At 46.0% G+C, this 11123-nt stretch carries 14 protein-coding genes; 3 read left to right on the top strand and 11 right to left on the bottom strand.

All coding sequences use genetic code 11. From position 1 onward, the window contains the following. The 10 genes from HKN88_01820 to HKN88_01775 all read right to left on the bottom strand — a co-directional run. The coding region (locus tag HKN88_01820) for a heme biosynthesis protein HemY (protein NNC96788.1) at positions 1-671 on the bottom strand (671 nt) is incomplete at its 3' end. Positions 672-676: 5 nt separating this feature from the next. After that, a complete protein-coding gene (locus tag HKN88_01815; protein ID NNC96787.1) occupies positions 677-1942 on the bottom strand; it encodes a hypothetical protein in 1266 nt (421 codons plus the stop codon). Further along, positions 1932-2765, bottom strand: coding sequence for a uroporphyrinogen-III synthase (locus HKN88_01810; protein ID NNC96786.1), 834 nt, complete (start codon positions 2763-2765; stop codon positions 1932-1934). The genes HKN88_01815 and HKN88_01810 overlap by 11 nt, the downstream gene beginning before the upstream one ends. Positions 2766-2840: 75 nt before the next feature. Next, positions 2841-3794: a hydroxymethylbilane synthase gene (gene hemC / locus HKN88_01805; GenBank protein ID NNC96785.1), complete on the bottom strand. Its 954-nt coding sequence runs from the start codon at positions 3792-3794 to the stop codon at positions 2841-2843. 52 nt (positions 3795-3846) lie between these two features. Then, positions 3847-4611 (bottom strand): response regulator transcription factor, encoded by a 765-nt coding sequence (locus tag HKN88_01800; protein ID NNC96784.1) that lies wholly within the window; start codon positions 4609-4611, stop codon positions 3847-3849. Between the two features lie 47 nt (positions 4612-4658). Beyond that, positions 4659-5780, bottom strand: a complete 1122-nt coding sequence (locus tag HKN88_01795) for a histidine kinase (GenBank protein ID NNC96783.1) — start codon at positions 5778-5780, stop codon at positions 4659-4661. A gap of 169 nt (positions 5781-5949) precedes the next feature. Continuing rightward, positions 5950-6426 (bottom strand): DUF4124 domain-containing protein, encoded by a 477-nt coding sequence (locus tag HKN88_01790; protein NNC96782.1) that lies wholly within the window; start codon positions 6424-6426, stop codon positions 5950-5952. 250 nt (positions 6427-6676) lie between these two features. After that, positions 6677-7126: a DUF4124 domain-containing protein gene (locus HKN88_01785; protein ID NNC96781.1), complete on the bottom strand. Its 450-nt coding sequence runs from the start codon at positions 7124-7126 to the stop codon at positions 6677-6679. A 228-nt stretch (positions 7127-7354) separates the two neighbouring features. Continuing rightward, positions 7355-7696: a P-II family nitrogen regulator gene (locus tag HKN88_01780; GenBank protein NNC96780.1), complete on the bottom strand. Its 342-nt coding sequence runs from the start codon at positions 7694-7696 to the stop codon at positions 7355-7357. 69 nt (positions 7697-7765) lie between these two features. Further along, on the bottom strand, positions 7766-9022 hold the full coding sequence (locus tag HKN88_01775; protein ID NNC96779.1) for an ammonium transporter: 1257 nt from the start codon (positions 9020-9022) through the stop codon (positions 7766-7768). Between the two features lie 224 nt (positions 9023-9246). Between HKN88_01775 and HKN88_01770 the strand changes: the two genes are divergently transcribed. Beyond that, positions 9247-9480: an accessory factor UbiK family protein gene (locus HKN88_01770; GenBank protein ID NNC96778.1), complete on the top strand. Its 234-nt coding sequence runs from the start codon at positions 9247-9249 to the stop codon at positions 9478-9480. A 2-nt stretch (positions 9481-9482) separates the two neighbouring features. Next, positions 9483-10088, top strand: coding sequence for a DNA-3-methyladenine glycosylase 2 family protein (locus HKN88_01765; GenBank protein ID NNC96777.1), 606 nt, complete (start codon positions 9483-9485; stop codon positions 10086-10088). Between the two features lie 13 nt (positions 10089-10101). Here HKN88_01765 and HKN88_01760 read toward each other — a convergent pair whose 3' ends face one another. Continuing rightward, positions 10102-10491 (bottom strand): helix-turn-helix domain-containing protein, encoded by a 390-nt coding sequence (locus HKN88_01760; GenBank protein NNC96776.1) that lies wholly within the window; start codon positions 10489-10491, stop codon positions 10102-10104. Between the two features lie 324 nt (positions 10492-10815). On the opposite strand from HKN88_01760, the gene HKN88_01755 reads away from it, so the two are divergent. Then, positions 10816-11123: ATP-dependent protease (locus HKN88_01755; GenBank protein ID NNC96775.1), on the top strand; the 308-nt coding region annotated here is incomplete at its 3' end.

The following is an 11123-nucleotide window of genomic DNA, read 5'->3' as shown; positions in this document are numbered from 1 at the left end:
GCTTTTTTATAGGCCTGGTATTGACGCAAGCGCGGTACCAGGCCTCGCAACATACCCCAATCTTCCAGGCGTTCATAAAGTTTGGCCTGCAAACGCAAACTTTGTTTGTGGCCCGGTGAAAGCTCTTCCAGTTTTTGCAGGGTTGCCAGGGATAACTCGTATTCTCCGGCTTCCAGTTGCAATTCGGCCTGGGTTAATAAAATAGCTTTGGCCGCTTCCGGAGTATTCTCATACGCTTGCTTCAGCCATTTGTCGCGGCGATCGGATTTACCCTGAGCTTGTGCAGCACGCGCTGCATTCAAATAATTCAAAAGCGGGGTTTCACTTTTTGAGGCCGCCTTGGTGAGTTGTTTTTCAGCTTTGGAAAAATTGCCTTCTGAAACCTCGATCATGCCCTGGGTCAAACGCTTGCGGGCACGATTCTGGTTTACACTATCGACCGTTTCCTTCAGTTTTCGCGGCATGCGAATCAGGTGGGCAATGATCCGAATAATAAAATACAAGACCGCCAGCATCATCAACAGACCAATAAAACTGGTTTGTAGAACACGCCCGCCCCATTGCATTTTGACATAGCCTGCATCTTCGCCGAATGCTGCATTAATGATTGCCGCCAGAATAATAGCGACAACCAGCCAGATGAAATAAATTATGGGTCTGGGTAATTTCATACGGCTTATTCGCTAGGGTTTTCGCTGTTATCTACGGCATCGGCTGCACGTAATTCGCGAAGTAATTGCAGTGAACCGGATATATCAGGCAATTGCGGGGTCAAGTTGATGTCTTTGATCTCAGCCAGACTTTCAACAACCGATCTAACCGCATTCTTCTCGGTATCAAAATACACCGTCAATAATCTGCTCGCACCTTCCAGACTGAGTTGATAATTCTTGCTATCTCCTTTCAATGCCGCCAGTCGGGCGCTTTGTAACTGGATATCCAGATTGGCATAGATCAGTCGTTCGTTTTCTTCACTTAACAAGGGTACGTCGCTCGGGGTTGCGTCGCGTACTTCGACCAGTTGATCAAGGGTGCCTTTCATATTCCGCCAGACATTGCTTAAACCCACTCTGATGCCGGTGCCTTGCTTTAGAGGAATTTCTTCTTTGTAATAATTGGCCTCGTCGTCCATGCGCATGGGCAATTGTGGAACTTGTTTGGAAATGCTTGCCAGGGTCAGGGCCAAGCCTTGAATGTCGGGTGAATCGATAGCTTTCAAAGCTTGAATCTCGTCCCGCACCTGTGCGCGTACCCGAACCATACTCGGGTCTTTTAAAATATTTAGCCGTTCGTCCGCGGCTTGTAAGGCAGCCAGAGCAGTTTGTGCGTCCTGGGCAAGCTGCATACGATTATTTGCGGTTTGCAGAAAGTATTCGATCTCGGCCTTGATATAGGCGCGTTTGGCCGCATCCGAAAACCCTTTTAAGGTTACGATCTGTTGCTCTGTGTCCGACAAACGCTCGCTCAGCTCGTTTACGTCCAGTGATAGTTTTCGCTCAAGCCGGGAATTGCTTTGCGACAACTCATTCATGAGTTTGTCGCTGTTTACAGCAAAGCTGTTTAGTCGACTTTGCACCTCGCTTTCCAGATCACGTTTAAGGGATTTGGCCGTAGCGTCGATGCTTTGCATATTAGCCTGGGCACTATCACCCATAGTCTGTTGCTGCCAATACAGATAAGCGCTGCCGGCTAGCGCGCCGAGTGAAAGCAATAATGCCAACCAGCTCACCGCACCTGAACCGCGGCGAGGTGCCTTCACTTTCTTATTGGCTTTCAAACTCACGCCAGAGTCGGGATCACTGGATTCAATATTGATCTCGGTGTCGACCTCAACTTCATCACCGGTGGCGGACTCGCTTAATGCGTCAACCAGTTCATCGGCTTCTTGCAAAGAATCTATTATTTGCTCACTTTGTGGCAATTCAGGCTTATCAGAGGTCATCGTAATTCTCGTCGTCTGCGTCAGAGTCGTCTTCAATAGTAAATAAATCGTCCTTGGACGATTCGGTCTTGGTATGCCATTTCACCAAGGCACTCAGTAAGGTCACATTGATCGCATTATCCGCCACGATCACCGAATTGTTGAAACCCAGTGCCTTGGCTCTGACTTTCAGGCGGTCGCTGGACACGACCAGAGGAATGGATCTGAGCTTATCCACCACTTTTTGTAACAAACGCATCAAATTTTCCAGCAACTCTTCACTCGTCACAACCAACACGTCGATGGCATTGTCTTTAACTTTAACCGCCACGTCCTGGGCCGCCTTGAGTGGCAATTCACGCCGGTAAACCTCCAGGCGATAACAGCTAGCGCCGCGTTCTTCGAGCTCTTCTTGCAAAAGTTTGCGTCCACCCTTACCGGTGACGATCAAGACATTGTTATTACCAACATCTTCCATCAGCGGCTCTTCCAAAAAAGCTTCTGTGGTAAAGCTGCTTTCGGGGCACAGGCTCACCGTTAAACCATGTTTTTCCAATGCTTCTGCGGTACTCGGCCCAATGGCTGCCAGGTTGGCCTGTTCAAGGATCTTTTTAGGGATCTGTTCCACGCCAAAGCTCACCGCATTGCGTGAAACAAAAATGATCCAGTGTAATTTGCCCACACTACGCAAAGTTCGTTTGGTTTTACTGTCAACCCGTTCTTCCTGAATACTCGCCGTCGGGAAATACGTGGTTTGCGCGCCCCCATTCTGGATGATGTCGCACAATTCCAGACCACGGTCTCCGGGTCTCGTTACAAGTACATTTAAACCTTCCAAGCTCATTCTGTTGTCTCTTTTATATTTCCGTTTGGTTTATCTTTTTCTAGTGTCTTGCTTATACCAGGATTTGAATGAAGTTCATGATTTCAATTCGGCTAGAATCTTATCTGCACCCATCCCGAGTAACTCTTTCGCAACGCTCTCACCAAGCGCTTTTGCACAATCTATACACTCGCTAAGAGGCGTTTCAGGTGTAGATATAAACGAGCTTTGCGAATTACGCAAGATTTTATTGCCATCGGCTTGTGCAACCAGAGCGGTAAGCGCGATTTCCTGCGTATTTACCGTAGCAAACGCCGCTATCGGAGTTTTGCAATCACCACCCAAATGGTAATTTACAGCGCGTTCTGCGCTAATCGAAATTTGGCTTTCGGGTGCATTCAAGACCTGTAATAAATTGAAAATTTTTGTATTGTTCTTAAGACACTCCACCCCCACGATGCCTTGCGCAGCAGCAGGCAGGCAATAATCAGTTTGCAGAACCTGGCTAATGTGATCCTCCAGACCCAGACGTTGCAGGCCGGCTTCGGCCAGCACAATGGCATCAAATTCACCTTGTTGCCATTTTTTTATGCGGGTTTGCACATTGCCGCGCAGTGGTTTGATGTTCAAATCGGGTCGATGAGCCAATAACTGGGCTGAACGCCGTAAACTGGATGTGCCAAGGATCGCACCGATCGGCAAGCGCTCAAATTCTGTCGCATTATGAGTAAGCAAGGCATCAAAAGGTGAGGCTCTTTGCAGCACCGCGGCAATGCAAAATTCATTTTCCAATTCGGCCGGCATATCTTTCATGGAATGCACTGCGATATCGGCATCACCTCGCAACATGGCATGCTCCAGTTCTTTAATGAACAAACCTTTGCCACCGACCTTTTGCAGACTTTGGTCCAGGATCTCATCGCCCCGGGTGGACAGAGGAACCAGAGCGACCTTGAGGTCGGGGTATTCCTTGTGTAAACGATCTGCAACCATCTCACTTTGCCAAATGGCGAGTTTACTTTTGCGTGTGGCAATTCTTAGCGTTTGCATGTGCGGATTGGTGTAAGGAGGATTAGAGATATTGTACTTAAACGGTTCTGTGCTAGGTGGTTAATAGATTTTTGACTTCTTTGACTTGGCGACGTGACACCGCAATCGCTTCTTCCAAGTCTTGAATGTGCACATGATAATGCCCATCGCTGTCGCGTGTGAGTTTTTCTACAAATTTTTTGGCCACCAGAGTATTGCGATGTACACGTAGAAAGCTTGTCGGAAATTCCGCCTCAAGGTCTTTTAAGGTGTCATCGATAATTTCTTCATGCCATTGGTTCTTTTGGTAATAGCACAAAGTGACGTATTTCTGATCCGCTCGAAAATAACGAATGGAGTCGAGGGGTATGATGGTGAGTTGACCACGCTTGTTAAAACAAAAACGATCGCGTTGGGTATTCTCGTTTCCGGCAGGATCGCTGGCAACCAGATCCGTGACTTGTTTAGGACTTAAGCGCGCGGCCCGACTCAGACTTTCGGCCAGTCTCTCTACACGAATTGGCTTAAGCAAGTACCCGACCGCCTGGGCGTCAAATGCGGCCATGGCGTGTTCATCATAGGCGGTTGTGAAAATAATAGACGGTGCCTCTCCCATAGCCGATAAATGCCTGGCCACTTGCAAACCGTCCAGACCCGGCATCCGAATATCCAGCAAGATCACATCCGGCTTGTGCTTGAGGGCCAGAGCCAGGCCATCTTCACCATTACCGGCTTCGGCTACCACTTCAATAGCGAATTCGGCTAACGCTTCGTTTTGAAGCAAATTTGCGAGGCGCTTGCGAGCCAGCGGTTCATCGTCAACAATTAATATTTGCATATATCTCTAACTATCAAATACGTTTAATTAATCAAATTCAATCGGAATCAATATTCTTTTTCAAATGGAAAACGTAATACCACTTGGTAATCGCTTTTTGTTTTGGTCACGGTAACACTTGCGTCATCACCATACACCAGTCGCAAGCGTTGTTCGATGTTCTTTAAAGCAATCTGATTCCCGTGTTTGCGTCCACTCCCGATAATTTCGGGATTAATACTTTCGTCCAAAGGGTTGAGGATACTGATGCTAATGTGTTTTTTCATGCCGTGCGTGAGCACCTCCGCCTGAATATCCACAGCCCCACCCCGGGTCAATGGCTCAATGCCATGATATATAGCGTTTTCTAACAAGGGTTGAATGATCAAGACCGGGACTTTTTGCCGCAATGGCAAGTCACCTAAACTCCAGTTTACTTGCAAGCGATCGCCCAGGCGCAGTTGCTCAATGCGTTGATAGAGCCTGGCGATCTCGAGTTCTTCTTTTAAACTGACTTTGCGCGAACTGTCTGAAAGACTAGCACGGAACAGATCGGAAAGGTCTTCCACTGACTGCTCAGCCAAAACCGGATCGATGGTGATCAATGATGCAATGGAATTTAGTGAATTGAATAAAAAATGCGGACGGATACGAGATTGCAAGGCTTGTACCTGGGCCGCAGACACGGCTTTGATGCGTTGTTCGTTTTGGTGGGCGATGTAGAAATATCGCAATAACAATCCCCCCACCATCAAACTTAACAAAATATTGTTCAGGTAGAACTGCAGACTTTTAGTTTCCAGCAATTTGGCGATATCCGTGTAATCAAGATAGCGCTGCATTAATACTTTTGCCAAATAGGTGATCAAGGTGACAATGGCGACCAGGCAAACAAGTTGAATAATGGTTGAATGAATTACTTTCATTGGCATTAACCAGTTTTTGATACTGCTAATGACCAGTGCAAAAACCACTCCGATCCACAACATCAAAAAAGACAGGCCACCAAAAAAATTCAGGAATTCGTCCGAACCTACGGGATATTTCATCAAGGCCAGAGCAGCAACGATCAACTCGATGCTCAACAACATGCCAAGGACGGCTTGCGGACGCGTGAGGTCCGGCAAAAAATAACCATCGGTAGTCTGGTACTCGCCCGGTTCTGAGGGATTGTCGGAGGAACTACTCATACGCTTTCTTTACTGTATGCAACCTTGCAATTTGTCTGGCAATGCTTTCCAGTATAGCCAGTTTGCAGCTGGTATAACAGTTAGGTTCCGGAATACAGTTCTCGGTAGTGTTTTTTCTCGACAAAAAATCCGGCACTTGGCCGGATTGGTGATTAATGCTGATATGGAGTTAATCGTAATAAGCGTCTTCATCGTTTTGTGATTCCAGATTTTCCGAATCATCATCAGCTTGATCTTTATCACAATACACAGATTGGTAGCGTAACTCTCTGGCACGCATTGCGGCCATTTCCTCTTCTGTCATCACCACCTTCTCACCCTGGTCATTAATGCGAGTAATACTGACGTAGGTATCCAGAGATTTTACGTTTTTACGCGAGATATCACATTTTTCTTTTTGTTCGGCCTGTTTTTGCTCGGCCGCTATTTGTTCCGGTGATCTTTCTTCTTCAGTCATGACGGTAGAAATAGATTCTCTGAGTTTGACCGCATTTTCGCGAGGCTTATCGGAATAATGCTTAACTCCCTGACTGTCTACCCAGGTGTACATATCGGCGGCGTGAGCAAACTGTGTGAAACTCAGGACAATTCCACTCATTGCCAGCAGCAACAAAACAGGGCGGAGCTTGGTAAATAAATAAGTCATAAATGTAATACCTCGGATTGAGCAATGAATTCCAGCAAGACATCAATTATAGGGCGCTGTACGCAATATAGACTTGATGCAGCTCACACAGTTCCTGCAAATGCTGTCATTCTCTACAAAACCATCACGCGCAAAAGTTAAAAAATGTTAATCCGGGTTATTTTACATATGCGTCAATTAAATTAGGATATTTGAATAATAGGTAGCCGAATCCGGTTCACACAGCATATGGTGTAGCATAAATACTATTTTAGTAATAATCATACTCTTCGGATTCGGGCTCTTCACTGTCAAACTCTTCACAAAATACGGCCAAATAGCGTTGTTCTTTTTTGCGCTGCTGTATTTTTTCGGCTTCGCTCAAAACCTCTTCGTTGCCGTCTGCATCAATCCGGGTGATCTGGTCAAATTCCGTGAGTGCTTCCAGATTACGCCGGGCATTGTCGCAATTCTTTTTTTGACGTGCCTGTTTTTTGTCTTTAAGGGATTCTTCTGGTGATTGCTCTTCGGCCTCGTTTTCCTTGTCGGTATAACTGAATTTCAATAACTCGGAATCCTCTTCCGGCACATCGGCATAATTTTGCACACCTTCTTTATCCACCCAGGTATACACCTCACCCGCATGCATAAAGCCGGCCTGGCCTGCAATTACGGCGAGGAAGAAAGCTAAAACGAATTGTATATAAAGTGATTTTGACATAATGGCATTACCTCATCTTATTATTATATTGTCCTTACACCCTGTTACTTTGCCTAGCATCAAGACATAAACTATAACGCTAAAATTAGAATAAAACCAAATAAAATTTGAACATAGATAAAGGGTTAGAAAATCTATCTATATTTGTTCGGTCGCACAATTCCATCGCACATAAAAAAACACCTGATCATGTGACCAGGTGTTTGTAAAGCTTAAGAATTTTTTTATCTACAACGCATCTGCATTTTGCTCGCCAGTTCGGATCCGAATAGCCTGTTGCAGATCTGTTACAAATATTTTTCCATCGCCGATCTTGCCGGTTCTTGCGGTAGAGATAATTGACTCGATTGCCCGCTCGATCAGGTCGTCATCGGCAATAGCCACTTCGATCTTCATTTTGGGCAAAAAGTCCACAACATACTCGGCGCCTCGATACAATTCGGTATGGCCTTTCTGTCTTCCAAAACCTTTTACTTCGGTAACCGTGATGCCCTGCACACCGAGTTCGGACAAAGCTTCTCGCACATCATCGAGTTTAAAGGGTTTAATAATTGCAGTTAACATTTTCATAACAGTTCTCTTTATTTAAATTTATGTTTGCTAGAAGTCTAGCGAAGTTTAGCAGTATTGACTAGCATTTTAGTTGCAGAACTCTGGATAAGCTTCCAGTCCACATTCGGAAATATCCACACCGTTAAATTCATCTTCATCACTTACGCGTAATCCAAGAATAGCGTCAATGAGTTTCCAGACCACAAAACTGCTCACGGCAACCCAGGCGATGATCAATGCAATTCCGGCCAACTGTCCAGTCAGACTGGCATCATCATTACTCAAGAGCACAGCCAGAATTCCCCAAATACCGGCAACCCCGTGTACCGAGATCGCTCCAACCGGATCATCGATCTTGATCTTGTCGAAGGCAACAATCGAGAAAACCACGATCAGACCACCTACCATTCCAATGCCTGTTGCCAATAGCGGGGTTGGTGTACCCGGCGAAGCTGTGATCGCCACCAGTCCGGCCAGTGCCCCGTTCAAGGCCATGGTCAAGTCAGCTTTGCCGAATAATAATCTTGCAGTTAACAGGGCAGCGATAAGACCACCTGCAGCCGCCATATTGGTATTCACAAATACCAGGGCAACATTATTGGCGCTTTCGATGTTGGACACCTTTAATTCAGAGCCCCCATTAAAACCAAACCAGCCCATCCATAAAATAAACATACCGATGGTTGCCAAGGGCAAGTTTGCACCAGGTATCGGAGTGACATTTCCTTGTTTGTCGTATTTTTCTTTACGCGCTCCAACCAGCTTGGCACCGATCAGTGCTGCCACGGCACCGGCCAAATGCACAGTACCGGAACCCGCGTAATCAAAATACCCGAAAGAACCTTCCGCGGTCAGGATTCCACCGCCCCAGTTCCAGTAACCCTGAACCGGATAAATGATCGCGGTGAAGATCACCGCAAACAAAAGGAAGGACCAAAGCCTCATGCGTTCAGCCACAGCACCGGAAACAATTGACATCGCGGTCGCCACGAACACAACCTGGAAAAAGAAATCGGCCATATTGGAGTAATAAGTATCCCCGCCCGACGCATTGACCGCGTCCACTGTATTATCAGCGCCCAGGAAAAATCCGAGTTTCGGGAGAATACTGTTGAACACGTTATCGCCCGGGTACATGACGTTATAGCCGACAACCATGAACATCACACAGGCGATGGCAAACAAGGCAACGTTTTTGGTGAGAATCTCGGCGGTATTTTTGGCCCGTACCAAACCGGCCTCGAGCATGGCGAATCCTGCGGCCATCCACATTACCAGGGCACCGGAGACTAGAAAATAAAACGTATCCAGGGCGTAACTAAGTGAAGTGATATCTGCTGACATGAATTTTCCTTGTTGAAAAATGAATATTAAGATTTACCACTGTCATTGCAATTCACATGCCAAGATTATATAAACTATTGTTTTACATATATTTATTAGTTTTGAGCGTGAAATAAATTCATGTTGCGCACTATGTCTGTGCAATAATTTTCACCCGCGCCCGTTCACAGGGCTTGCAATGCTAAGATGACAGATCACTTAATACTTACAAGCCAGAGCAAGCTATGGATCCAAAATTTATTGATGAGCTTAGTCAACGCTTTTACAAAAACCTGCCAGACAATCTCAAGCATTTGGGTGAGGATCTCAAACGACACTTCTCCAATGTGCTGGAAAAGGGTTTGGATAAAGTCGATCTGGTCTCGCGTGACGAGTTTGAAGTACAAAAACTGATTCTGGAAAAATGCCGCAAGCGAATTGATGAACTAAAAGCCCAAATAAGCAAAGAAGAAGAATAGCTGTGTCACAAAAAGCTCACGCGCATTTTCTTGAGCAATCGCGCAAACATCACAAACGCTTGCATAAGGTTTTTAAAACTTACGGGCCCATGCGTTTGTACAAACGAAAGCAAATTGATCTTGCATCTTTATTGTGCCGTTCAATAGCCGGGCAACAACTCTCGGTTAAGGCGGCGGCTACGATCTGGGGCCGCTTTGCCGATAAAACCGGAAGCACACCGTTAATGACCTATCTGGACAATGCCAGGGAGCAGGATTTACGCAGTTGCGGATTATCCCGCGCCAAGACCAAAGCCATGTTCGCGGTGGCCGAAGCACACCGATCCGGAATTCTTGATGAACAGAAATTACGGCTAATGTCCCACCCACAACGCTCTCTACAACTAACCTCGATCTGGGGTGTGGGTCAATGGACGGCCAATATGTTGAATATTTTTTATTTTGGTGAAAAGGATATCTGGCCGGATAAAGATGTGGCGGTAAGAAACAATTTTCTAAAACTTATTGGCGACAACAAGAACTCCATTTTGGAATCCGAAAAATTTGCCCCCTATCGAACCTACCTGGCTCTGTATATGTGGCGTGTGGCTAATGCCAGGCCTGATTAATTTTATCGAAGGATTATTTTTTCGAATTTTTGCGAGCGCTGTCCATTTGTTCAACAATATTCGAGACCGAAGTTTGCAACTTCTTAGACAATTTCTGATAGTTCTCAACCAATTCACGTTCCGAGTCCGTCAAATAGACCAAACGATGGTCATTTTTCGCCAAGACTTCGTAATTCCCCGTGTTTGCACTTCGGTCTTGCAGGCCGCGGCCAAAAGCCAGCCACTCGAAGCTAACGTCAAGAAACCGGGCTGTACGGTCAAGATTTTCTAAACTCGGTTCGATGATCCCGTTTTCGTATTGGCTGATAGAGCCACGGGTTACCCCGAGATGCGTGGCTAAATCTTTTTGATTCAGCTTTTTCTCTTTACGCGCATAGGCCATGCGCTCACCAATGCTTTTCATGTGGTTGATTATACCAACAGGTTTAGCATTGCTAAACATTTCTTTAGGATCGTCCAAAATCAGTCCATTTAAGTTAAGTGTTATTTTTATTAAGTATATTTTTTATTAAGCTTACCTAACATTACCTCATTAGTTAGATAAGCTGTTGGGTAAGTCTAACCTAAATCATTCCCTTTAGTGACACTTTTTTACATTTGAGAACGCTGCTATCACGCTGCTGAATAGCCCTGTAAGACACCCCCTACAGACAGACGATGCAATCTTTTGCACAATGCTATGCATGATCAGGATGATCACTCGGATATTGCCATTAAAAAGGAATTTATGATGCGACTTGCAACCATTCACTCGCGCGCCAATGTTGGCCTGCACGCCCCCGCCGTTAGTGTTGAAGTACACCTTTCGGCCGGTCTTCCAAAAATGAGTATTGTCGGTTTACCCGAAGCGGCGGTGAAAGAAAGTAAAGATCGGGTGCGTGCCGCCATTTTGAATTCTAAATTTGATTTTCCCAGCTCCGGTCGCATCACGATTAATCTCGCCCCCGCCGACTTACCCAAAGAGGGTGGGCGCTTTGACCTGCCCATTGCTCTGGGCATACTCGCCGCCTCGCGTCAGATCAATGTGCAAGACAT

Source organism: Gammaproteobacteria bacterium (genome assembly GCA_013001575.1).
Classification (GTDB): domain Bacteria; phylum Pseudomonadota; class Gammaproteobacteria; order Steroidobacterales; family JABDMI01; genus JABDMI01.
Note: the sequence above shows the minus strand (reverse complement) of the source record. Positions and strands in the feature narration are given on the sequence as shown.

Excerpts from the sequence above, each read along its gene's own strand:
- HKN88_01760 (NNC96776.1), bottom strand. The coding sequence starts at position 10,491 with ATGAAAAGCATTGGTGAGCGCATGGCCTATGCGCGTAAAGAGAAAAAG.
- HKN88_01775 (NNC96779.1), bottom strand. The coding sequence starts at position 9,022 with ATGTCAGCAGATATCACTTCACTTAGTTACGCCCTGGATACGTTTTAT.
- HKN88_01785 (NNC96781.1), bottom strand. The coding sequence starts at position 7,126 with ATGTCAAAATCACTTTATATACAATTCGTTTTAGCTTTCTTCCTCGCC.
- hemC (NNC96785.1), bottom strand. The coding sequence starts at position 3,794 with ATGCAAACGCTAAGAATTGCCACACGCAAAAGTAAACTCGCCATTTGG.
- HKN88_01790 (NNC96782.1), bottom strand. The coding sequence starts at position 6,426 with ATGACTTATTTATTTACCAAGCTCCGCCCTGTTTTGTTGCTGCTGGCA.
- HKN88_01800 (NNC96784.1), bottom strand. The coding sequence starts at position 4,611 with ATGCAAATATTAATTGTTGACGATGAACCGCTGGCTCGCAAGCGCCTC.
- HKN88_01810 (NNC96786.1), bottom strand. The coding sequence starts at position 2,765 with ATGAGCTTGGAAGGTTTAAATGTACTTGTAACGAGACCCGGAGACCGT.
- HKN88_01780 (NNC96780.1), bottom strand. The coding sequence starts at position 7,696 with ATGAAAATGTTAACTGCAATTATTAAACCCTTTAAACTCGATGATGTG.
- HKN88_01795 (NNC96783.1), bottom strand. The coding sequence starts at position 5,780 with ATGAGTAGTTCCTCCGACAATCCCTCAGAACCGGGCGAGTACCAGACT.
- HKN88_01770 (NNC96778.1), top strand. The coding sequence starts at position 9,247 with ATGGATCCAAAATTTATTGATGAGCTTAGTCAACGCTTTTACAAAAAC.
- HKN88_01815 (NNC96787.1), bottom strand. The coding sequence starts at position 1,942 with ATGACCTCTGATAAGCCTGAATTGCCACAAAGTGAGCAAATAATAGAT.